Source organism: Hymenobacter sp. HDW8, assembly GCF_011305775.1.
GTDB classification, from domain to species: domain Bacteria; phylum Bacteroidota; class Bacteroidia; order Cytophagales; family Hymenobacteraceae; genus Hymenobacter; species Hymenobacter radiodurans.
On the sequence record NZ_CP049907.1, the window covers coordinates 2,785,554 to 2,807,874 of the forward strand.

The following is a 22,321-nucleotide window of genomic DNA, read 5'->3' on the forward strand; positions in this document are numbered from 1 at the left end:
TGAGTCGGTAAAGCGTCCGCAGGTTGCTTCTTACAAGAAATACTTCAGGCGAATAACTTCCTTCTCGTTCAGATAGCGCCACTTGCCACGGGGCAAATCTTTTTTGGTGAGTCCTGCATACTGCACCCGGTCCAGAGAAACGACCTCATAACCTAAGTGCTCAAATATGCGGCGCACAATGCGGTTGCGACCAATGTGCAGTTCAACGCCCACAAAGTGCGCATTGCCCGCTACCACGGCCACATCATCAACCTCCGCTTTGCCATCTTCCAGCTCAACGCCTTCGGCAATCTGGCGCAGATGATCTTCGGTGAGCGGTGTGTTCAGCTCTACCTGATAGATCTTCTTGTTCTTGTGCGACGGATGCGTAAGCTTTTGGGCCACCTCACCATCATTAGTGAAGAGCAGCAGACCAGTCGTGTTGCGGTCTAGGCGGCCGACCGGGAAGATGCGCTCCTTGGAGGCAGTCGCCACCAGATCCATTACCGTTTTGCGACCCTCTGGGTCATCGGTAGTAGTGATGAAGTCTTTTGGCTTGTTGAGCAGTACATACACCTCCTTTTCACGCTTGAGGTTGGTTTTGCCATACTGCACGGTATCGGTGGGCTGTACTTGGTAGCCCATTTCGGTAACTACCTCGCCATTCACCCGAATTTCGCCGGCGGCAATAAGCGCATCCGCCTCACGCCGTGAGCAAACACCCGCATTAGCGATGTATCGATTCAAGCGCAGCGTATCACCGGCCGAATCATCTTCCTCGCGCCGACGCTTGTTGCCGCGGGTTTTATCCTCTTCGTAAAACTTTAGGTTCTTGTAAGCGGGAGCTTCGCCAGGCACTTCGTCACGCTTAGGCTTATCTGCCCGGTTGCTGCTAGCACCACGTGCCGGCCGATTCTCGGGTCGCGCCGGGCGCTCACCAAATGGCCGGGCGTCGCGGGGAGCCGAGGAGCCAAAGTCGCGGCCACCAGCCTTGTTCCGGTCGCTGTAGCTACTGCGCTCACCGGTGCTGCGGGGGGCAAAATTACCTCGTTTGTCATCCGGATTACGACTCCCAAATCCACCTTCGCGGCGCTGCTCACCGCGGGGGGCAAATTTACTGCGGTCATCATCACGACGTGGTCCACCGAAGCTGCTTTCGGTACGGTCGCGCCGCTCATAGCCACCTTCGCGGCGCTGGTCATCGCGGTCAGTGTCTCTTTCCTGAGGGGCATTTTTGAAATCGAAAGGCCGCGCCGGACGTATTGGCCGGTCTGGTCCCGTTTCATCGTTCCGTGAGTCGCGGCGAGTATCGGGCTCGTATGGAGCCTTTGCGGGCACCGGCTTATCAGCTTCGAAGGGATTAACCTTATTAAATTTCCGGTTGCGCTCACCTGATCCTCCGCGAGGAACAGCTGGCTTTCCCTCCTGCCGATACGGCTGGCCCGGCCAGTTGGCCTTAGGCTGATAGGGTTGCGCGGGCCGCTCGTCAGCGCGGTCACGGTCGCGACCAAAGCCACTGTCGCGGCGGTCGTCAAAGCGACGGGGAGCATCACGGTCAAACGAGCGAGTGGGGCGTTCGTTATTGTTGCGTTTGAAAGGCGGGCGACTGTCGCTGTCACGTCGGGGGGCAAAGTTGCCGCGTGGTCCGCGCTCATCCCCCCGACCGAAATCACCGCCGCTTGGCCGGCTACCTCTATCACCAAATTTGCCTCCTGCGTTTCCTCCACTAAAGCGACCACCGCCGCCGGTGTTACCACCAGTGTTAGGCCGACCAAAAGCAGGACGCGAAGGAAAGTCGCTGCCCCGCCGGAAGTCATTGCCGTCCCGATTAGTGGGGCGGTCCGAAGACTTGCGGAATTCTTCAGAGTCACCCGCGTTACCGGAAGGACGAGAGTCGTTGCGGCCATTGCGGCCGGCGTTAAAATCAGGTTTGTGCTTTTTGCCCATGGTCGGGGAAGTAAGTGCCGTATCGCTACGGTACGGTTTGAAAGTAAATATCGCTAAATAAGACGAGGTGATGCTAACGCACTAGCCAGCAAAACAGTGCCCGAACCTGCACCGCAACCCTGTTGTGGGTAGCCGGTCGCAAGTCCGGGCAAATTCTATTGATAGCAAGAAGGCTATTAGTCGCGGCGCGCCATTTTAGCCTCGATGGAGTGCTGGGTATGCGGTACAGCCCGCAGACGCTCCTTCGGAATCAGTTTGCCAGTGCCAATGCACACGCCGTACGTACCATTCTTAATGCGCACCAGCGCATTCTCCAACTGCTGAATGAACTTCATTTGGCGCGAAGCCAACTGGTTCATGCTTTCCTTTTCGGCCGTATCAGCGCCGTCTTCCAATACCTTGGAGGAAGAAGCTGTATTATCGGTACCCGAATCGTTACGACGGCTCAGTGTTTCTTTGATAAATGACACCTCCTTACGGGCAGCCGTAAGCTTGTCTTGGATAATCTCTTCGAACTCCGCTAGATCTTCTCTGGAGTAGCGTATGGTTTCTTCACTCATGTCAGCTCAGGAAAGTAAACTATTGAATGTAAACTAATTAGCAAACCTTTTTCAAATGAAGATCAGCTTTTCACCCCTCCTAACACCAGTACAACCAGTTTAGTTGTTAGAAGATAAAATGGCTTCAGGGAGTTACGAATTTGGTATTATAACGGATTCCGCTGGTGCATTTGGCCGCAAAGCTACGCTTTTGTACGCTAATTGACCACAATACATTCATATTGCCACAAAGCGAAATTCGCTCTCGAATTAAAAGCCCAGCATCTGAATGGCCGCAACTGCTGCCTCTACTCCTTTATTGCCATGTTTGCCCCCCGCTCTATCCCAAGCCTGCTCCAGGGTATTGGTTGTTACTAAACCGAAGATGACGGGCTTGTTATATTTTAAGCCTACGTTGGTAATACCATTGGCGACGGCATGGCAAATGTAGTCGTCATGTTTTGTGTCGCCTTTGATAACTACTCCCAAACAGATAACGGCATCAATCTCTTCGTGCTGGGCCAACAGTTGCGCGCCCAATGTTAATTCAAAACTGCCCGGTACGGTATTGCGGAAAATATTATCGGCTTGGGCACCATGCTTAAGCAAGGTTTCATGCGCACCAGCACTAAGTACGTCCGTAATTTCGCGGTTCCATTCGGCTACTACCAAGCCAAAGCGCTTATCGGCAATATCAACGAAGTGGTCAGAACTGTAGTCGCTAAGGTTTTTAAGAGCGGTTGCCATGAAGCACGGATTTGTTGAATGATTGTATCGCACTAACCAGAACGACCGGTGATTTCCGATTCGGTAAAGCGACGTAAGTAAACTCTGCATTGATAAAACTGATAAAAGGAAAAAGACGGTATAAAACCGCCCTTTTCCTTTTATCAGTTTTGGCTAATCTGCAAAAGCTGCAAACTCGCGACGACTACTTTCCAGCTATTGCCTGAACGCGGGCAAGGTACTGTTTGGCCTCCGTAACCTCAGCAGCATTCTGATATTCGTCCACAACTTTTGTATAGGCTTTTATGGCACCATCGTAGTCTTTAGCAAGCTCGCGGGCCATAGCTTCCTTCATTAGGTAGCCGGGTGAGAAGTATTCGTTAGCCTTGTAATTGGCGGCCTTCTCATATTGATCAGCTGCTTCCTTAAACTTGTTCAGCTCCAGGTATGCGTCTCCGATCAGGGAGTAAGCCCGAGCTTGTACCAACAAGTCATCAGAGGTAAAGTCTTCCAAATAATCAATGGCGTTCTGGTATTTACCATCTTTCAAAGCGGCTACGCCGGCATAGAAGTTAGCCAAGTTAGCCGCTTGGGTACCATTATACTCAGAGGCTATAGCAGCTAAACCATCATACTGTCCATCGCCCTTGAGGGCTTTGTTCAATGAGTCAGCTTCCCAGTAGTTGACAGCCTGATACATGGCAGCCTGCCCCTTTTCATTCTGGGTATTGCGCCACGTGTAAAAAGCAAAGCCGCCGATAACAGCTAGCACAACGACCGCTAACAAGCTCAGTAAAGCTGTCTTGTTGCGCCGGACGAAGTCCTCCGATTCTACCAGCCGGAGGGCCAGCGCGTCAGGGTCTTCCATCAACGGATGCTCGGTCACACCGTCCGCGACAGGTTGGTTTGGATCTGCGGGTACCTCTGTGCGCTGGCGGGCATTAGGGGTATTGCGCGTGTAGGGAATCTTTGACATTACGGGGGGCAAAAAGGCAGCCTCACGGCTGGGGAAAGGCAACGAGGTTAGTCGCGGATGTAAGGATAATCCTGCTGCACGTACACGTCTTTGTACAACTCGTCGGCAGTCGGATAAGGGGAGGTTTCGGCAAATTCTACGGACTCATTTACGGCCACTTTAATTTGCTCGTCAATGGCATTCAGGTCGTCCTCGGTAGCCATGCTGTTCGTCAAAATAGTGTGACGCACGGCCTCGATGGAATCGCGTGAGCGATAATCTTCCAGTTCTTCTTTCGTACGATACTTCGCTGGGTCGCTCATGGAATGGCCCTTGTACCGATAGGTCTTGAACTCGAGCAGCGTAGGTCCTTCGCCGGCGCGGGCGCGCTCCGCGGCTTGGGCTACAGCATCGTGCACATCTTCTACATTCATAGCATTCACTGGGAAGGAAGGCATGTCGTAGCTCTCGCCTAGCGTATAGAGTTCCGTAACGTTAGAGCTGCGTTGCACAGCGGTACCCATTGCATAGCCATTATTTTCGATAACGAAAATAACCGGCAGCTTCCACAGCATAGCCATGTTGAAAGCTTCATGCAAGGCACCTTGGCGCACAGCGCCATCGCCCATGTAGCAGATGCAAAGGTTACCCGTCTTGTTATACTTTTCGGAAAAAGCAATACCGGCACCAAGCGGAACCTGACCGCCCACGATACCGTGGCCACCCATAAAGTTCACTTCTTTATCGAACATGTGCATGGAGCCTCCTTTGCCTTTCGAGCAACCGGTAGCTTTCGCAAATAGCTCGGCCATGATGGCATTAGGCGACGTACCTAAGGCTAATGGGTGGGCGTGGTCGCGGTAAGCGGTAATCCACTTGTCGTCTTTGGTTAGGGCTGATACGGCACCCGCTACGCAAGCTTCCTGACCTATATACAGGTGGCAGAAACCTTTGATCTTTTGTTGTCCGTAAAGCTGCCCCGCCTTTTCCTCAAACTTGCGCATCAGCTGCATCTGCTCATACCACTGCAAATACGTTTCCTTCGGAAACTTTGGCTTTGCAGGTACGGTAGCCTTGGGCGCACCAGTCGCTTCCTTCGCCTCTTCATTCGAAGGTGGCATACCTGAGTCAGGTTGGTTTACCGTTTTGGTAACCGACGCTGGGTCGTTACCGTTGGAAGTGCCTTTCGGGTTTGCCCCTTTTTTAGCCGACTTAGTCGCTTTTGAGTCAGCCTTTACTTTCGTCTCCGCCATCGTGCTTTCGGTTGTTCGCGTTTGGGATGCGAAAGTACGCAAAAGGATTGCAATTTCGAACCGGATGATTCTGGAAAGCCTACACCTATTGTTCTTTAAAAACTACGACGAAGCCACGTTGGCTTTCTCGCCTCACATCAATTGCTTCGTCGGCGACAATGGAAGTGGTAAGACTAACTTGCTCGACGCTATTCACTACCTGTCTCTCACGCGTAGCGCTTTCGCTACTGCCGATGCGCAAAGTATAAAACAGGGTGCTGAGTTCTTCGTGGTGAAAGGTCGCTTTCAAACACCCCTTGCCGACACTGACACTATTCAGTGCAGCTTACGCGTAGGTCAAAAGAAATTGGTCACCCGCAACAAGCAAGCCTACGAGCGCATTGCAGATCACATAGGCCGCTATCCTGTTGTGCTTATCTCTCCCTATGATACCGACTTGATTCGGGAGGGCAGCGAGGAGAGGCGCAAGTATTTCGACAGTATTATCTCTCAGCTCGATCATGATTACCTCGAGCTTCTCATTACCTACTCTAATTTGCTACGGCAGCGTAATGCGCTGCTCAAGCTGGCTGCCGACGGCCGCGGCTACGACCGTGATTATTTACTGGTGCTTGATGAGCAGTTGGTCCCTGTTGGGGGGCAAATTATGGAGCGCCGCCAGCAATTTCTTACGGACTTCACCCCTCTCTTTCAGCGCCACTATCAGCAGTTAGCCGATGGCCGTGAGCAGGTGACGCTGCAATATAAGAGCCAGCTACCAGGCGCTGACTTTGCGCATTTGCTCCGCACCAATGAGCGGCGTGATATTACCTTGCAGCGCACCACGATTGGACCCCATAAAGATGACTTCACTTTTCTAATGGATGAGTTGCCTGTAAAGAGCTATGGTTCTCAGGGCCAGCAGAAGTCTTATGCCATTGCATTGAAGCTCGCCCAGTTCGAGATATTTGCCAGCCGCAAAAAACATAAACCCTTACTGCTCCTCGATGACATCTTTGACCGGCTAGATGAAAAGCGCATCACCCGCCTTATGCAGCTAGTAGCCGAGCATACCTTTGGCCAGGTATTCCTTACCGATACTCACTTAGAACGTACCGACCGAATTCTAGCTACTATCTCAGAACAAGTAGCTCGCTTTGCGGTGCATAATGGTACTGTCACCGCTCTCTAGGGGAGCTTCAATAGCGTACCTTTGCAGGCATCTAATTTTGCCCCCCAATGGCTATTCTGCTATTCGGTTCGCGCATTATTGTATTGCATTCTCTTGAAAAAACCAAGCAACTCCGATAACTCTCGCCAGGCTGATATTGTCCCTTTAAAGGACGGTATTAAGGCACTGCTCAAAGCGTACCGCTTACAGGGAAAGCTGAACGAGGTGTTTGTCGTGTCGAGTTGGGAACGCATCATGGGTAAGGCAGTAGCCTTAAAGACTCAGGAGATTTATATCAGTAACAGTAAGCTATTCGTGCGCCTTAGTTCAGCCCCCCTCAAGCATGAGCTGGTTATGGCCAAGACGCGCGTGATGGAGCTCATCAATGATGAGGTTGGCGAGACAGTTATTAAAGAGGTGATTTTCCTATAGCGCTACTCTTATAGCCCTCTATATTCTCTGCTTATCAGAGTGCGCTTCTAGTTGCCTTTTCTATTTCGGACTACAAAATAGTAGCACTTGGCTTGCTCTAATCTTATCTGCAGCGCGAGCTCACGCCTCCGCTCCATTACAACCTGTTTACTAGCGTCCCAAGGCCTAGCTTATTTAAGCACTTGCCTCGTGCTGCCTTTTAATTTTTATTCTTGTTAACGGCCATCGGTTGCTCCATCGCTCACTGTGCAGTACTCCTACAGGTATAGGCGCAGGACCCTAGCATTCCTTCTGAATTTAGATCCTCTCATCATCTGGTTTGATCTCGCTTATATGTCGTCTCCCCTTCTCCCAGGCTTCCGTTTAGTATCCCACTCCCGGGTAACCCTCACTGAACTTATGATCCCATCCTATGCCAATCTGGGGGGCAAAATTCATGGCGGAATTCTGCTATCGCTTATGGATAAAGTTGCCTATGCTGCTGCCGCAAAACATGCTGGCACCTATTGCGTGACGGTGAGCGTAGATGGTGTAAACTTCCTCCAACCAGTAGAGGTGGGGGAGCTAGTATCGTTGCTGGCTTCCGTCAATTACGTAGGTCGTACTTCCCTCGTAATCGGCATTAAGGTCATTGCGGAGGACGTGCGAACTGGTGTTGTGAAACACACCAACACATGCTATTTCACAATGGTCGCTAAGGATGATAACGGGCGCCCTACCCCTGTGCCTGGCCTGATACTAGAGACGCCAGATGATACGAGGCGCTTCATGGAATCCATTAAACGAAAGGAGCTCAAAGCCCAGTTTGGTGTTGAGTTTGATAACGCTCGCTCTTTGCTAGCGGTTACTCAGCAAGCCGATTTATTACGTAACGAGAACTGTCAGTTAGGTTACTAAATCCTACACATTTTGCTTTCTCATGAGGCATTGAAGATGTCCTCAATACAAGTCCGTAACGACAGCATGTTTCACGTGGAACATATTTGTCACTTGGGACTGTACACTTTCAATAGGAGCTCATTATAGGCTTCTAATAGGGCTATATACTTAGCCTGAAGGGCCATAAGCTGCTTACTAGGATCATTATCGGCAACTTGTAACGAGGCCGGTCGCTGTGTTACACTGCTTGTAACAGATACACTAGGTGTAACGGACACAAAGGGTAACGCTGCTTGTTGTAACGATGTAAAATCGTGCGAAAAATCATGTGTAATGATCTCACCAACCTGTTTTACAAAACCGTAATCAAGAGTCTCCTCTTTGAATTTACGATAAATAGTTGGACGAGTAATACCCAGTTCCTCCACGATACGAGTGATGGAAATACCACTGTTTTTGATGGCATCTTGAAGAATTTTGCCCTGGTGCGGCATAAGTAAGCATTATGTATTAGTTAGTCTGTAAAGGTGTCAAATTTGTTTCACATGTACAAATATGTACGTTAAAACGAACCGTTACATGCAATGTAAACACGATACAATGATACAGATTGTAACGTGTAACAAGATACTGATACGTTATTACTGTAATACCCATACATGTTACAATAGTTGTTACACATGTAAATAATCATCTCAAAACCCCTTAATAAAGCTGAAAAGGCACTTTTTGCGACTAGAGACACCTCTGACACCTGTAACATCACATTAGAGGCACTAAACCTATCAACTAGCGTGTAAGTACTGCTTGATTTTTACGAGGATGAAAGTGCATGACCACATACGGACAAGACTCAGTAGTGATTATTGTAATAATAAGCCCACCAGTCTGTCAGGATAATCAGTAGTGATGCCGTCGACTCCAAGCGTAATAAGACGTTGCATCTCGGCGGGCTCGTTCACCGTCCAGGGGATAAGTCGCATACCACAAGTATGGACCTCGGCTACCAGTTTTTCATTGACGAGGCTGTGCTCAGGACCGTAAACGGCGGGTACAAACCCAAGCTCATTTAAGTGCTCAGCAAGGGGTTGTTTATCCTCAACCAGCAAGCACAAAGGCAAGGCTGAAACCTGGCTTCGGGCGGCTTGTAAAACTCGTTTATCGAAGCTCAGCAGTGTCGTTCGCGCAGCTATATCAGTAGCATGCACAACCGTTAAAACCAACTCAACAAAGTGTGGCGGTGAGGGATGAAATATGCCATCGCCAGCCGGGCTACTTTTAATCTCGATACTAAAAAATGGTAGTGGCCGGCTGAGTTCATGTGCGTACGTATTCGCCTTCATAATGACCTCCTGGAGCAGGGGTTTGCAAGCATCTTCTGGTTGCTGCTGCGGAAAGCGGGGGTTGCGTATAGAGCCGCAATCGTAGTGGCGGATAGCAGCGTAAGGCATCTGAAAAAGATTGTGCTCACGCTCTCTTGCGGGGTCAATGCGCTTGCCGGCGGCATCCTGGCAAATGGCAGCTGATAGCCAGGGCTCGTGTGATACAACCACCTGCTCATCGGCGGAGATAATGACATCTAATTCCAAGGCATCTACTCCAAGCTCTAAGGCATGTAGAAAGCCCGCAAGCGTGTTCTCGGGACGTAAGCCGCGGCAACCACGATGACCGTGGATTTCAGGGATAGAAAGATTCTTGGGGGGCATTTTCAGCGGTTTACGAAACTCTGAATACGCGTGCACCTCTTTGCTGGATAGCTTTAGCGGAAAAAGTACCACAGATTATCCGTTGCCGATTCGTTGAGCGGATTCTATTTCCAGCATTCATTCGAGCCACAGACTGGTAGTGGAATACGGTACTTTTGCCCCTTGTGTACTCATTTCCCTCTACCACATTCTATGAAGAAAGCTTTGTTGCTCGGATTACTAATTATTATTGTCGCCGTTGGCGGTTACTGGTACTATCACACGGTGGTAACAGCTAGTCCGCAGTACTCACTCGCACAGGCTGCTAATGCCGTCCGCATACATGATGTGGCTACTTTTGAGCGCTACGTAGACATCGATAGGGTAGCACGCAACCTAGTAGATCAGGTAGCGGATGAAAGCTCCGCGCTGGAAGGGTTAAACGTGAATGGACATATTATTCAAAGCGCCTTACGACTACTGAAACCCCAGCTGGCGAAGTCTGCGCAGCAAGAAGTACGACAGTACATCGAGTCAGGCTCGGCGGAAAAAGCGGCCGCAGCGGGGCAACAGATTGGCGGAATGAATATATCGGTGCTTGGGCTGGCCGGACGGGTTATTGGTCCGAATCCAGCATTCAAAGGAATTAAATACGTGAATCAACAGGACGGGCAAACCTTAGTTGGTTTAGAAATAACGCAACCACAGTACGACACGACTCTCGTAGTGGAACTGAAAATGCTGGACCAGGGCGACTACTGGCGCGTGACAGAAATAGCCAATATGGGTACCTTAATTAAGCATACAGCCCGACTGGAAAAGCAGCGTTTACTGAAAAGCCAATAGCGGAGTCAGCAGTTTGCCTAAAGTAATAAACACAAAAAGGCCCCGACGTAAGATAACGTCGGGGCCTTTTTTATAATGTCAGCGCAGGTTATCTGCGTCCTGAGAACAGGAAATAAATAATAGAGCCAAGGAAAGGGAAGAACCATATTACCAGACCCCAAATGATTTTTTTACCGATTGGCCAATCCTGCTTAATGAGGCTAATGACGGCAAGAACTGCTAAGGCCAAATAAATAATACCGGCAATAGTAGTTGTGCCATCGCTACGGCGACCGGAGCAGCTGCTGAGTAACAGCGATAGCGTGAGAGAAAGAGATAGGGCCGCAACCGGCAGGCGTTTCGTTAGAGTGAGAAGCTTGTTCATAGCAGGTGTCTTTGGAAGGGGAGAAATGTTGTTATGATGCCCTTTACGCACCTGCTGATATATTAGATATGATTATGCTTATTTTTAATATTTAATTAATTGATTATCAGCTAATTAAATAAGTATGATTGAATTTCTTTCCAGAAAATAGAGCCGGAAACAGGAACCAGTATCAGGGTAAGAATTATGCCGTAGATGGCGCCATAAAAGTGCGCGTCGTGGTTGATATTATCGCCTTGCTTACGGCCTTGATAATAAGAATAGGCAAGGTATAGCACTCCGAAGATGACGCCTGGAATGGCGAAGGGAATAGGGAAGATATAAATCCCTCCCTCAATAGGCCGGAACAGGATACTGGCAAAAATCACGGAGGCGACGCCACCCGACGCACCTAGGCTGTGGTAGTTGGGGTCGTTGCGATGGCGTAAATAAGTGGGGATATCCGACACAATAATGCCCCCCAGATACAGCAATAGAAAGCGCCAGATACCGCCCATCACGCCAAACACCTGCACGAAGACATCCTGAATGAGGCCGCCAAAGGAGTAAAAGGCCAGCATGTTAAAGATGAGGTGCATCCAGTCGGCATGCAGAAAGCCGGACGTGAGGAAGCGGTACCACTCGTTGCGGCGGCGCACCAGAAAGGGCGTCATGATCCAGCTTTCCCGCAGAGTTGGGTTTGACCAGGCGTATAAGGAAATGCCCCCCGTCAGGATAACGAGCACGAGCACCACATTCAGATTAAGCATCAGGAGACAAATAAAGAGGTAATAAGAAGAAAGCCGCATTTACGGCTCCTATGCGCCTTTGACGGCACCAGTAATAACCAAGTCAACTTAAACCGCAAGATGCTGCCAGCGGGCCTAAATTTGGCCAGAACATGAGACTAACTCTCGCGAGCCATTAGCTCTAATGCCCACTGCCGCAAAATGGCCTTGCGCTCGGCCGGTGCGGTTACGTGCTCTAGGTGCTGCAGAGCATCTTGGAAGTAGTCGTTGATGAGCGCTTCGGTTTGGGAGCGAATACCAAGCTGGTCGTACACTTCCGTAATGGCCTGCACCTTGGCCGCAACATCCGCGACTGGCTGACCGAGGTGCTGCGCCAGTACAGTTTGCTGGGGGGCTTTTGCTTGGGCTTGGGCCGTGAGTAACAGGAAGGTTTTCTTATCCGACACGATGTCGCCGCCCACGCGCTTGCCGAAAGTGGCTGCGTCGCCATACACATCGAGTAGATCGTCGCGTAGCTGAAAGGCAATGCCCACGTCGGTTCCGAACTGGCGCAGGTGGTCGGCATCCGCAGTGGAGGCACCGCCGAGCAGGGCTCCCAGCTCCAGACAGAAGCCAAGTAGCACAGCCGTTTTCAGCCGAATCATATCCAGGTATTGCTCAATGGAGACCTGTTCATTGGTCTCGAAATCCATGTCCCACTGCTGGCCTTCGCATACCTCGGCGGCCGTTTGGCTGAACTTGCGCAGCACCGTTGGCAATAGCGCTGGCGGTACGTCTAGGAACAGCTCGTAGGCCCGGACCAGCATCACGTCGCCGCTCAGGATAGCTACGTTGGCGTTCCACTTCTCATGCACCGTGGGCTGGCCCCGGCGCAAGGGAGCTTGATCCATGATGTCGTCGTGGAGCAGGGTGAAGTTGTGAAAAACCTCCGTGGCCAGCGCCGGCCGTAACACAGGATCTAGTTCGTCGGTGAAGAGATGGGCGCCCATCAGCGTAAGCAAAGGGCGGATGCGTTTGCCCCCCAGCGCCATGATGTAGCGGATGGGCTCGTAGAGGGCTACTGGCTGCTGACCGTACTCAAGACTAGCCAGGGCGGCAGTTATTTTTTGCGTGAAATCAGTGGGGCTCACAGGGGCAAGATGAATTGGGGCTGGAAAGGTACGGAGGAACGCGTTGGAGTAGATTAGACGCAACGCTGGGGGGCAAATTAGCTCAACAGAAAAGCCTGACGTCCGCACACCGTGCAGCCATCAGGCTTTCTTATTTTAAAAGGCCACTACTTAGCGGCGACGCTTACCGCCACCACCTGGGCCACCGCTGCTCTTGCCGCCTCGGTCCCGCTCAGGGCCACGCTCCGACCGACGGCCACGGCCGTTTTCCTCGCGGCGAGGCGCATCGTTGCGGCGCTGCGACATAGGGCGCTCATCTACCAGTTCGAAGTCGATAGTACGATCAAGCAGGTTCGCGGCTTTCACGATGACTTGCAGCTCGTCGCCGAACTGAATAATACGCTTGGTGCGCTGCCCGACGAGGCGGTAATTGTCCTTGTCGAGTTCGAAGAAGTCGCCGGGAATGTCGCTCACTCGGATCATACCTTCGCACTTGTTCTCCTCCACTTCCACGTACATACCCCACTCGGTGAGGCCCGATACGACGCCTTTGAACTGCTCGCCTACGCGGGCCGCCATGTACTCCACCTGCTTGTATTTGATGCTGGCGCGCTCGGCATTGGCGGCTAGCTTCTCCCGCTCCGAGGAGTGCTTGCACTCTTCTTCCACGGGCTCGGCTTCCACATTTTTGCCCCCCTGCAGGTAGTGTTCCAGCAAGCGGTGGGCCATCATATCGGGGTAGCGACGGATGGGCGAGGTAAAGTGCGAATAGTGGTCGAAGGCCAGACCAAAGTGACCCAGCGGTTCCGTCGTGTACTTGGCCTTAGCCATGGTACGGATAGCCAGTGTCTGAATCACGTTCTGCTCGGGCTTGCCCACTACGTTTTCCGACAGGCTATTCAGCTCGTTGCTGAGTTTCTTCGGGTTCTCTAGGTTCAGGTCGTGGCCGAACTTTTTGGCGAACAAAGCGAAGTTCTGCAGACGGTCGGCATCCGGAGCATCGTGGGTACGATACACCATTGTGAAGCGCGGCTTGGTCTTCTTTTTCTGGAACACGAAGTCGGCCACTTTGCGGTTAGCCAGCAGCATAAACTCCTCGATGAGCTTGTGCGCATCTTGGCGCTCCTTCACATACACGCCCACTGGCTTGCCGTTCTCATCCAGCTGGAATTTTACCTCCTGGGTTTCGAAGCCAATCGCGCCTTTCTTGAAGCGTTGGGCCTGCAGCTTTTTGGCAATATTGTTCAGCGTATTTACCTCTTCGGCGTAGTCACCCTCCCCCGTTTCGATTCGTTCCTGGGCTTCGCCATAAGCAAAGCGCCGGTCGGAGTGAATGATGGTTTTGCCAAACCAGGAGTCGTAGAGCTTGCCGTTATCGTCGAGTTCAAACACGGCTGAGAAGGTCAGCTTGTCTTCATTCGGCCGCAACGAGCACAAGCCATTCGACAGGCGCTCGGGAAGCATCGGAATCACGCGGTCGACTAAGTAAACGGACGTTGCACGGTGGCGAGCTTCGCGCTCCAGCATTGACTCGGGCCGCACATAGTGGGTAACGTCGGCAATGTGAACGCCGATTTCCCAGTTGCCGTTTTCTAGCTTTTGAATGGATAGCGCGTCGTCAAAATCCTTGGCGTCGACGGGGTCGATGGTGAAGGTGGTAATGTCGCGGAAGTCGCGGCGGCGCGCAATTTCATCTTCCTGAATGCGGTCCGAAATGCCTTCCGACTCTTCTTCTACATCCTGGGGAAACTCAAACGGCAACCCGAACTCCGCCATGATGGCGTTGATCTCGGCTTCGTTCTCGCCGGCTTGTCCAAAAGAACGCACGATTTCGCCCACAGGCTGACGTCCGGGGGCCTCGGGCCACTCCGTGATGCGCACAAGTACTTTCTCGCCGCTACGGGCATCTTTAATGCCTTCGTGGGGCACAAAGACATCGAAGTACATCTTGCGATGGTCGGGAGATACGAAGCCGAAGCCGGCGTTCTGCACCGTCAGTTGGCCTACTATTTCTTCCCTCTCCCGCTTGACTACTTCCAACACGTCGCCCACCGGGCGGCCATCACGCTCACCGCGCAGACGTACTCGTACCGTGTCGCCGTTCATGGCAAACTTTAGGCGGTCGGTGAAAACGCGGATGTCGTTTTCGCTTTCCTCGCTTACCACGAAAGCGTACTTATTGGTGGCCAGCGCTACCGTACCGGTGATGATGTCGCCACCGGAACTGGGCCGCTCGCGAAAGCGCTGACGGTCGTCGCCAGGAAAGTCGAAGCCAGCATCGCGGCGACGATGTACTAAGGGATCCTGCCCAAACTGAGCCTCAATAGCAGCGCCATCTGGCCGAGATTTGCCCCCCTTATTACGACTGCGCTCAGGGCGCTGGCCGGCGTCGGGCTGCATGCGTAGCGCGGCTGGATCAGTGAGGCGGTAGTCGTCGTTTTGGAGCAGGGTAAGCTGATTGGATTTGCGCAGGGCTTTGAGGTGATCAAACACTTCTTCGCGCTGCTCTTTAGTGGTCACGCCCAAGCGGCGCGAGAGTTGACGGTAGGAAAATACTTTGCCGGGGTTGTCGGCAAATACCCGGTACACTTGCGTTTTGGTAACGGGGGCAGCAGCGGCTTTTTCGCCGCGAGCAGCTTTCGCGCGAGGGGCGCGGGGAGCTGCAGATTCATCTTGTTTCTTCATTCGAAAAGAAGGTGCCGCCCAGTGGTTGTCGTTTTCGCAGGCGGCCGAGTATAGGTAGGTTGGAGTATACGCAAGCGCGTTTCTCCGGGGTTAAGCAAAAATTTGATGTCGCCGGTAAGGCGGTTGAGGTTGGGTGGAAGCAACAGCTTCGACGCCTCAAAGTAGATACTACGAAATATTAGGGAAAAGAACTATTTACTGCGAATAATGATGGGTTATATAATTGTTGCTGGTGGTAGATAATGGGTAAAAAAGCCCCCCAGCTAGATTCGAGTTGCTGGATAGAAAATGACAAGAAAGCCAGGCAGTCTTGATGAGTTAGGTACTGTCATGCTGAGCTTGTCGAAGCATCTCTACCGCAATACTAATCTCAACGGTCTGGCAACGAAGCGGTAGAGATGCTTCGACAGGCGGACGCCAGATCAAGCATGATCGCCTTTTTTGATTGAAGTTACTTTGGCAACATCAGCACGCGAGATGCTTCGCTGCGCTCTGCATGACCGCCTCTTTGCTTACCCCCTATTCAACGACTCACTGAATAGAAGTCGAACCCTACGCTACTTCCGCCGCTCGCCGTGCCTGGGCCGCCCGGATATCAGATGGCTCATCTTTCGGGATGGCACTGAGCAGCGTGCGGGTGTAATCGTGCTGCGGATTAGCATAAACAGCCGCCGCTGGTCCGCTCTCTACAATCTGCCCTTTGTTCATTACCAGCAGCCGATCCGACATGAACCGGGCCACCGACAAGTCGTGGGTGATGAAAAGGTAGGTAATGCCGAAATCCCGCTTGAGCTGGTTGAGCAAGTTCAGCACCTGGGCCTGCACCGATACGTCTAGCGCCGACACCGACTCATCGCAGATGATGCACTTAGGCTGTAAGGCCAAGGCTCGCGCAATACAAATGCGCTGGCGCTGCCCACCCGAAAACTCGTGTGGATAGCGCAGGTAATGTTCCTCGCGCAGCCCTACGGTGCGCAGCAGCTCCATCACCTTTGCCTTCTGCTGTTGTTTGGTGCCGCCCACACCGTGTACCTGCATGGGCTCGATGATGGCCTCTCCTACCGTCATCATTGGGTTGAGCGCCGCGTAGGGGTCCTGAAACACCATCTGGAACTCACGCCGCCGTCGCCGCAACTCGCCCGCCGGCAGCGTAGCCAGGTCAGTGCCTTCGAACAGAATGCGACCCGCCGTTGGTTCCACTAAGCGCAACAAGGCCCGACCTAGCGTCGTCTTGCCGCAGCCTGACTCGCCTACCAGCCCCACCGTCTCGCCCGGATAAATGTCGAAGCTCACGCCATCAACTGCTCGCACGTACTCTTTGGTCCGATTGAACAAGCCTTTGCGGATGGGAAAGTGCACGTTCAACCCTTCCACCCGCAGTAATACCGGCCCGGTAGTTTCGGCTGGTTTCAAACCGTTTTTGGTAGCTAAATTGCCCCCCAAAACAGGCTCTGAAATAGTAGATTCTGAAGTCGATTTTAGGTCAAAAACTGGCGTAAAATGTTCCCCGTGGAACATTTTGGGGATTTCGACTGGCATGTTTTCGGTTAGCACCGGGGCTCTATCTGGCTCAACGCTAGGAGCTTCAGGCTGAGGAGAGCTTATTTCGGTTAGTTGGCCGAAAGCGTCTTCAGCCATAAAATCGGCTACAACCGGCAAACGCTGCTTACCCACGGAGAGCTTGGGCCGACAGGCCAAAAGGCCTTTCGTATAGGGGTGCTGGGGGTTTGTAAAAATATCGAGCACGAGGCCCTGCTCTACCACCTTTCCCCGATACATCACCAGGATGCGGTCGGCGATTTCGGCAACCACTCCCAAGTCATGGGTGATGAAGAGAACGGCCGTGTTATTTTGGCGCCGCAGGTCGTCGATGAGCTGAAGCATGCGGGCCTGCACCGTCACGTCGAGGGCGGTGGTGGGCTCGTCGGCGATGAGGATGGCGGGGTTACAGGCCATGGCCATGGCAATCATCACGCGCTGCTTCTGTCCCCCAGATATTTCGTGCGGATAGGCTTTGAAGATTTTCTCCGGCCGCGGCAGCTGGGCGGTAGCGAACAGCTCGATAGTTCGGGCTTCGGCGTCTTTCGCGGACAGCGACGTATGTAAACGCAAGGCTTCCACGACCTGGGCCCCGCAGGTATGCACGGGGTTTAGCGAGGTCATCGGCTCCTGAAAAATCATCGAAATTTCGTTGCCCCGCACCCGCCGCAGCTGCTCATCGGAAAGCTTTAGCAAGTCAATTTCGCCCAACTCCTCCGACTGAAACCGCGTCTGGCCCGTGGTGACCCGGCCGGGGGGCATTTGTATCAGCCCCATCAACGCCAGCGACGTCACCGACTTCCCCGATCCTGATTCACCCACGATAGCCAGCGTCTCGCCCCGACGCAGCTCAAACGACACATCGTTCACTGCCCGCACGTCGCCGCGGTGAGAGGTGAAGTCGATGGTGAGATTGGAGACGGTGAGGAGAGGCTGCACGGAGTGAATAAGCTAAAAGAGGAAACAAAAGAGCAAGACGGCGCTAAAACCAAAGCTACCTAAAACGGCTGTCATCCTGACGAAGGAAGGACCTTATCACGTAGAACGAGTAGCCTAACAAAGACTTGTTCTAGTATGATAAGGTCCTTCCTTCGTCAGGATGACAGAAGTTTTTTAGAGCAAACTTTAAATTCTACAACTGAACGTGCTCAGTAGAGGTGGGCTCGGTGTCGCGGTGAGGTACTACGGTTTTCGTAGGCGAATCTTCGTGCTGGAAAAACTTGCTTTGATTGAGTAGAATAAGCGCTACTCCGATAAAGATTGCTGAGTCAGCGATGTTAAAAATGGGCCACAGCGAGAGGTGAGAACCACCGATTAGCGGCCAACTCATGGGCAGAAAACCTTCATAAAGGTCAAGGTAAATCATGTCGATTACCTGTCCGTGCAGCCAGGGCGTAGGCGCTTCAAAAGGGGCGTTGTTGTAGATCACACCGTAGAACATGGAGTCAATCAGGTTGCCGATGGCACCGCCCAAAATAAGCCCCCCACATGCCAGCAGGCCGGGATGCGTGTGCCGGAAACTGTGCTTGCGAATGAGGTAGGCAATAAACGTGACGGCTACTAGGCGAAAGGTCGTCAGGATGATTTTGCCGTAGGGCGCCGGCAGTTCCACCCCGAAAGCCATACCTGGATTGAGGGTGTAGTGGAGCTTAAACCAGTCGCCGATGAGCGGAATTTCGCCTGGCATTCCTGGCTCCATGTAGGCGTGCACAGCCCATTTCGAGACCTGATCGATGAGGATAACCAATAAGGCCAGCAAGTAATATTTCCAGTACTTCATTCTTGTGCTTCTAACGCTTGAGTACAAGCTCCGGGGGGCATTTTGTGCCGTTTTGGGCCTGATTTATGGGTTTTTGAACGACTTTAAACGCACCCTCCAATGCTTTGTGCGAGGTTATACCAACCGAGCTTTTTACGTCTCGGTTGGCTATTCAGTATCAAGCAGTTACCACCTCAAGCTGAGCCGGCACGCTGTAGTCATCAAACTCCAGCGTCACGCCGCCCGTCAGCTCCGGGTTGAAGGTGAGCGAAAGCGCCTGGGTTTCGGTGCGGATATAGTCGCCAAAGAACTGCACGGCGGCCGCCAAATCAGGCTGCTCGCCGCCTAGCGTGATGCGGATTTTGTCCTGCACTTCCAGGCCGCTGTCCTTGCGCAGGTTTTGCAGACGGTTCACCAGCTCGCGGGCCACACCTTCGCGGCGCAGCTCGTCGGTCAAGGTCACGTCGAGCGCCACGGTGAGCGGACCATCGGTGGCTACGAGCCAGCCGGGCAGGTCGTCGGTGCGGATTTCTACGTCGTCGGGGGCCAAATTCAGCTGCTCCCCTCCTACTTCCACGGCCAGCGTTCCGGTCGATTCCAGCACGCTGATTTCCTCGGGCGTCATCTGCTGAATGCGGGCCGCCACAGCTTTCAGCTTCGGGCCATATTGCTGACCCAAACGCTTAAAGTTGGGCTTCACCGACTTCACCAAGACGCCGCTCGTGTCGTCCAAAAACTCCACGTGCTTCACGTTTACCTCGGCGCAAATCAGGTCTTCCACCAAGCCTACCTGGTCGCGGGTGGTATCGTTCAGCACGGGTACCAAGATGCGCTGCAAGGGCTGGCGCACTTTTAGCACCGACTTTTTGCGCAGCGAGTGGGTCAAAGAGCTGATGCGCTGAGCCAGTTCCATACGCTCCTCCAAAGCCGTGTCAATCCGACTAGTATTAGCTTCTACAAGCAGCGTGAGGTGTACCGATTCGGGAGCCAATGGCGTGTTATTCGCCAATGCTTCCTGACGCATGCCGTCGGTCATGTTCTTATAAAGCCACTCGGCGAAGAAGGGCGCGATGGGCGCCATCAGCTGCGCCACGACCACCAAGCATTCCTGCAAGGTCTCGAAAGCGGCCTTTTTATCCGTGGTCAACTCGCCCTTCCAAAAACGGCGACGCGAGAGACGCACGTACCAGTTGGAGAGCTGATCGGTGACGAAATCCTGGATGGCGCGGGCCGCTTTGGTGGGGTCATAGTTGTCATAATGCCCCCTGACTTCCAGAATCAAAGACTGCAATTTCGACAACACCCAGCGGTCCAACTCACTTAAATCAGTAAGCGGAATACGGTCAAACTCGCGGGTGCGGAACTCGTCGAGGTTGGCGTAGAGCGCGAAGAAAGAGTACGTGTTGAACAGCGTCCCGAAGAAGCGGCGCTGCACCTCCGTCACGCCAGCGGGATCGAATTTGAGGTTGTCCCATGGTGGTGCATTAGCGATGAGATACCAGCGGGTGGCATCGGGGCCAAACTGCTGGATGGTGGCAAACGGATCGACGGCGTTGCCGAGGCGCTTGCTCATCTTTTGCCCATCTTTGGCTAGCACCAAACCGTTGGCAATCACGTTCTTAAATGCTACCGAGTCTTCCAGCATCACGCCCAGGGCGTGCAGAGTGAAAAACCAGCCGCGGGTTTGATCTACACCTTCGGCAATGAAATCGGCGGGGAAGTTCTTTTGGAATTTTGCTTCATTTTCGAGTGGGTAGTGCCACTGCGCGTAGGGCATAGCGCCACTGTCGAACCACACGTCGATGAGGTCCGTTTCGCGGTACATGGCCTGGCCGGTGGGCGATACGAGGAAAATATCATCCACGTAGGGCCGGTGCAGGTCAATTTGCCCCCCAGCCGTCAGCGGGTTGTGGGTCATGATCTCGACAGCCACGGCTTTGTCGATTTCAGCGCTCAGCTGGGCAATGGAGCCAATGCAGATTTCCTCCGAGCCATCCTGACTGCGCCAGATGGGCAGCGGCGTGCCCCAATAACGCGAGCGGCTTAGGTTCCAGTCTACCAGGTTTTCGAGCCAGTTGCCGAAGCGGCCGGAGCCTGTGCTTTCAGGCTTCCAGTTGATGGTTTTGTTGAGTTCAATGAGGCGATCTTTGACTGCCGTCGTCTTGATAAACCAGGAGTCGAGTGGGTAGTACAGCACGGGCTTATCCGTGCGCCAGCAGTGCGGGTAGGTATGCTCGTACTTCTCCACTTTGAAGGCCGTGCCATCTCCTTTCATCCGGATGGCGATGCTCTCGTCCAGAGTTTTGTAGTCGGCACCGGTCTCGTCGTGGCCGTCGTAGTTTTTCACCAAACGCCCTCCAAACTCGCCCATCTGCGGCACATAGCGGCCCGTCCGATCCACGATAGGCGTGAGTTTACCTTCGGCATCGGTCACCAGCAGGGCTGGGATGTCATTGAGTTGGGCTACGCGGAAGTCATCAGCGCCAAACGTGGGCGAGATGTGCACGATACCAGTACCGTCTTCGGTCGTCACAAAGTCGCCGGCAACGACACGGAAGCCTTTTTCTTCGCCTTCGAATGCAGGAAAATTTTTGTTCTGGCCGAACAGACGTTCGTAGTTGATACCTACGAGGTCTTGACCTAAAAACTCGCCTTCCAAACGCCAAGGCAATACTTTATCGCCACTTTTATAGTCTCCTAAAGAAGCTTCAGCACCTTTTTCTGTGAAATAACGATTCACCAAATCCTTAGCCAGCACCACCCGAATAGGTTGATATGTGTACGGATTGAAGGTGATCACTAGCGCGTAGCGGATGTTCTTGCCTACAGCCAAACCTGTATTGGCAGGCAGAGTCCAAGGCGTGGTAGTCCAGGCGAGAATGAACGTATCGATTTGCCCCCCAGAAGCAGAATTGCCCCCCAAGTCTTCCACCGAGTTATCTACACCAGTAAACAGCTTCTCTGAAGCCTCATCCCGCTTCACTTTAAACTGCGCCACGATGGTCGTGTCCTTCACGTCGCGGTAGGTGCCGGGCTGGTTTAGCTCGTGCGAGGAAAGGCCAGTGCCGGCCGCGGGTGAGTAAGGCTGAATGGTGTAGCCTTTGTATAATAAACCCTTGTCGTAGAGCTTCTTGAGCAACGCCCAGCAGCTTTCGATGTACTCCGGCTCGAAGGTGATGTAGGGGTCGTCGAGGTCAACCCAATAGCCCATTTTCTGGGTCAGGTCATCCCACTGCGCCTTGAAGCGCATCACGGTTTCGCGGCAACGCTGGTTGTAATCGGCAATGGAAATCTTCTTGCCGATATCCTCCTTCGTGATGCCCAGCTCCTTTTCTACCTGTAGCTCGATCGGCAGACCGTGGGTATCCCAGCCGCCCTTGCGCGACACTTGCTTGCCCAGCAAGGTCTGGTAGCGGCAGAAGATATCCTTCACCGTCCGGGCCATGACGTGGTGAATACCCGGCGCCCCGTTGGCCGACGGCGGACCTTCGTAAAACACATAGGTGGGCTGGCCCTCGCGGGTGCTCACGCTCTTCTCAAAAATGCCGTTTTCCTGCCACCATTTAAGGATGTCAGTACCAACCTGGGCGTAGTTAAGCGGCTGTTTGTATTCGGTGTATTTCATGTGCGGGTATTGTAGTTCTGGCGGGCCTCAACCCCTAACCCCTTCTCCTAAGGAGAAGGGGAACTAGCTTTTAGTTATTCTAGAAAACTAGTTTGTTCTAGTCATCTAGTAAGTAGAATTA

At 52.9% G+C, this 22,321-nt stretch carries 18 protein-coding genes; 4 read left to right on the top strand and 14 right to left on the bottom strand.

The features are described 5' to 3' along the window. Window positions 1-30: 30 nt before the first annotated feature. The 5 genes from G7064_RS11795 to pdhA form a co-directional block, all read right to left on the bottom strand. Window positions 31-1,926: a pseudouridine synthase gene (locus tag G7064_RS11795; protein WP_166073729.1), complete on the bottom strand. Its 1,896-nt coding sequence runs from the start codon at window positions 1,924-1,926 to the stop codon at window positions 31-33. 176 nt (window positions 1,927-2,102) lie between these two features. Beyond that, complete coding sequence (locus G7064_RS11800) at window positions 2,103-2,486, bottom strand: TraR/DksA family transcriptional regulator (RefSeq protein ID WP_084443474.1); 384 nt, start codon at window positions 2,484-2,486, stop codon at window positions 2,103-2,105. Between the two features lie 249 nt (window positions 2,487-2,735). Next, window positions 2,736-3,212, bottom strand: a complete 477-nt coding sequence (ribH, locus tag G7064_RS11805; RefSeq protein ID WP_166073730.1) for a 6,7-dimethyl-8-ribityllumazine synthase — start codon at window positions 3,210-3,212, stop codon at window positions 2,736-2,738. Window positions 3,213-3,396: 184 nt separating this feature from the next. Continuing rightward, window positions 3,397-4,167 carry a tetratricopeptide repeat protein gene (locus tag G7064_RS11810; protein ID WP_166073731.1) on the bottom strand — a complete coding sequence of 257 codons (771 nt, stop codon included), beginning with the start codon at window positions 4,165-4,167 and terminating at the stop codon, window positions 3,397-3,399. A gap of 47 nt (window positions 4,168-4,214) precedes the next feature. Continuing rightward, on the bottom strand, window positions 4,215-5,267 hold the full coding sequence (gene pdhA / locus G7064_RS11815) for a pyruvate dehydrogenase (acetyl-transferring) E1 component subunit alpha (RefSeq protein WP_166075115.1): 1,053 nt from the start codon (window positions 5,265-5,267) through the stop codon (window positions 4,215-4,217). Between the two features lie 196 nt (window positions 5,268-5,463). On the opposite strand from pdhA, the gene recF reads away from it, so the two are divergent. The 3 genes from recF to G7064_RS11830 all read left to right on the top strand — a co-directional run bounded on the left by recF (window position 5,464) and on the right by G7064_RS11830 (window position 7,878). Further along, entirely contained in the window at window positions 5,464-6,570 is a 1,107-nt protein-coding gene (gene recF / locus G7064_RS11820; RefSeq protein ID WP_166073732.1) for a DNA replication/repair protein RecF, read from the top strand. Window positions 6,571-6,663: 93 nt separating this feature from the next. Beyond that, window positions 6,664-6,981 carry a DUF721 domain-containing protein gene (locus G7064_RS11825; RefSeq protein ID WP_240935460.1) on the top strand — a complete coding sequence of 106 codons (318 nt, stop codon included), beginning with the start codon at window positions 6,664-6,666 and terminating at the stop codon, window positions 6,979-6,981. Window positions 6,982-7,380: 399 nt separating this feature from the next. After that, entirely contained in the window at window positions 7,381-7,878 is a 498-nt protein-coding gene (locus G7064_RS11830; RefSeq protein ID WP_133271166.1) for an acyl-CoA thioesterase, read from the top strand. An 89-nt stretch (window positions 7,879-7,967) separates the two neighbouring features. Here the strand turns inward: G7064_RS11830 and G7064_RS11835 are convergent, their stop codons facing one another. Both G7064_RS11835 and G7064_RS11840 read right to left on the bottom strand, forming a co-directional pair. Further along, window positions 7,968-8,354, bottom strand: coding sequence for a helix-turn-helix domain-containing protein (locus G7064_RS11835; RefSeq protein WP_166073733.1), 387 nt, complete (start codon window positions 8,352-8,354; stop codon window positions 7,968-7,970). 369 nt (window positions 8,355-8,723) lie between these two features. Further along, the gene (locus G7064_RS11840; RefSeq protein WP_240935461.1) at window positions 8,724-9,638 is read right to left on the bottom strand and encodes a glycerophosphodiester phosphodiesterase family protein; all 915 of its coding nucleotides are present in this window, start codon (window positions 9,636-9,638) and stop codon (window positions 8,724-8,726) included. Window positions 9,639-9,758: 120 nt separating this feature from the next. Here G7064_RS11840 and G7064_RS11845 point away from each other — a divergent pair, with 120 nt between their 5' ends. Continuing rightward, window positions 9,759-10,391 (top strand): DUF2939 domain-containing protein, encoded by a 633-nt coding sequence (locus tag G7064_RS11845; protein ID WP_166073734.1) that lies wholly within the window; start codon window positions 9,759-9,761, stop codon window positions 10,389-10,391. Window positions 10,392-10,479: 88 nt separating this feature from the next. On the opposite strand, the gene G7064_RS11850 is transcribed toward G7064_RS11845, so the two are convergent. The 7 genes from G7064_RS11850 to ileS all read right to left on the bottom strand — a co-directional run bounded on the left by G7064_RS11850 (window position 10,480) and on the right by ileS (window position 22,200). Beyond that, a complete protein-coding gene (locus G7064_RS11850) occupies window positions 10,480-10,755 on the bottom strand; it encodes a PLD nuclease N-terminal domain-containing protein (protein WP_133271162.1) in 276 nt (91 codons plus the stop codon). A 110-nt stretch (window positions 10,756-10,865) separates the two neighbouring features. Then, window positions 10,866-11,504 carry a rhomboid family intramembrane serine protease gene (locus G7064_RS11855; RefSeq protein WP_317172749.1) on the bottom strand — a complete coding sequence of 213 codons (639 nt, stop codon included), beginning with the start codon at window positions 11,502-11,504 and terminating at the stop codon, window positions 10,866-10,868. Between the two features lie 137 nt (window positions 11,505-11,641). After that, window positions 11,642-12,613, bottom strand: a complete 972-nt coding sequence (locus G7064_RS11860) for a polyprenyl synthetase family protein (RefSeq protein WP_166073735.1) — start codon at window positions 12,611-12,613, stop codon at window positions 11,642-11,644. Between the two features lie 150 nt (window positions 12,614-12,763). Then, window positions 12,764-15,277: a ribonuclease R gene (rnr, locus tag G7064_RS11865; protein WP_166073736.1), complete on the bottom strand. Its 2,514-nt coding sequence runs from the start codon at window positions 15,275-15,277 to the stop codon at window positions 12,764-12,766. Window positions 15,278-15,829: 552 nt separating this feature from the next. Next, a complete protein-coding gene (locus tag G7064_RS11870) occupies window positions 15,830-17,755 on the bottom strand; it encodes an ABC transporter ATP-binding protein (RefSeq protein ID WP_240935462.1) in 1,926 nt (641 codons plus the stop codon). 193 nt (window positions 17,756-17,948) lie between these two features. Beyond that, complete coding sequence (locus G7064_RS11875; protein ID WP_166073737.1) at window positions 17,949-18,596, bottom strand: lipoprotein signal peptidase; 648 nt, start codon at window positions 18,594-18,596, stop codon at window positions 17,949-17,951. Window positions 18,597-18,753: 157 nt separating this feature from the next. Further along, entirely contained in the window at window positions 18,754-22,200 is a 3,447-nt protein-coding gene (gene ileS, locus G7064_RS11880; RefSeq protein ID WP_166073738.1) for an isoleucine--tRNA ligase, read from the bottom strand. Between the last annotated feature and the right edge of the window lie 121 nt (window positions 22,201-22,321).

Bases quoted from the DNA above. Each gene is read 5' to 3' on its own strand.
- G7064_RS11835 (WP_166073733.1), bottom strand. From the start codon at position 8,354: ATGCCGCACCAGGGCAAAATTCTTCAAGATGCCATCAAAAACAGTGGT.
- G7064_RS11855 (WP_317172749.1), bottom strand. From the start codon at position 11,504: ATGCTTAATCTGAATGTGGTGCTCGTGCTCGTTATCCTGACGGGGGGC.
- ribH (WP_166073730.1), bottom strand. From the start codon at position 3,212: ATGGCAACCGCTCTTAAAAACCTTAGCGACTACAGTTCTGACCACTTC.
- G7064_RS11830 (WP_133271166.1), top strand. From the start codon at position 7,381: ATGATCCCATCCTATGCCAATCTGGGGGGCAAAATTCATGGCGGAATT.
- recF (WP_166073732.1), top strand. From the start codon at position 5,464: ATGATTCTGGAAAGCCTACACCTATTGTTCTTTAAAAACTACGACGAA.
- G7064_RS11850 (WP_133271162.1), bottom strand. From the start codon at position 10,755: ATGAACAAGCTTCTCACTCTAACGAAACGCCTGCCGGTTGCGGCCCTA.
- G7064_RS11810 (WP_166073731.1), bottom strand. From the start codon at position 4,167: ATGTCAAAGATTCCCTACACGCGCAATACCCCTAATGCCCGCCAGCGC.
- G7064_RS11875 (WP_166073737.1), bottom strand. From the start codon at position 18,596: ATGAAGTACTGGAAATATTACTTGCTGGCCTTATTGGTTATCCTCATC.
- ileS (WP_166073738.1), bottom strand. From the start codon at position 22,200: ATGAAATACACCGAATACAAACAGCCGCTTAACTACGCCCAGGTTGGT.
- G7064_RS11800 (WP_084443474.1), bottom strand. From the start codon at position 2,486: ATGAGTGAAGAAACCATACGCTACTCCAGAGAAGATCTAGCGGAGTTC.
- G7064_RS11845 (WP_166073734.1), top strand. From the start codon at position 9,759: ATGAAGAAAGCTTTGTTGCTCGGATTACTAATTATTATTGTCGCCGTT.
- G7064_RS11795 (WP_166073729.1), bottom strand. From the start codon at position 1,926: ATGGGCAAAAAGCACAAACCTGATTTTAACGCCGGCCGCAATGGCCGC.
- pdhA (WP_166075115.1), bottom strand. From the start codon at position 5,267: ATGCCACCTTCGAATGAAGAGGCGAAGGAAGCGACTGGTGCGCCCAAG.
- rnr (WP_166073736.1), bottom strand. From the start codon at position 15,277: ATGAAGAAACAAGATGAATCTGCAGCTCCCCGCGCCCCTCGCGCGAAA.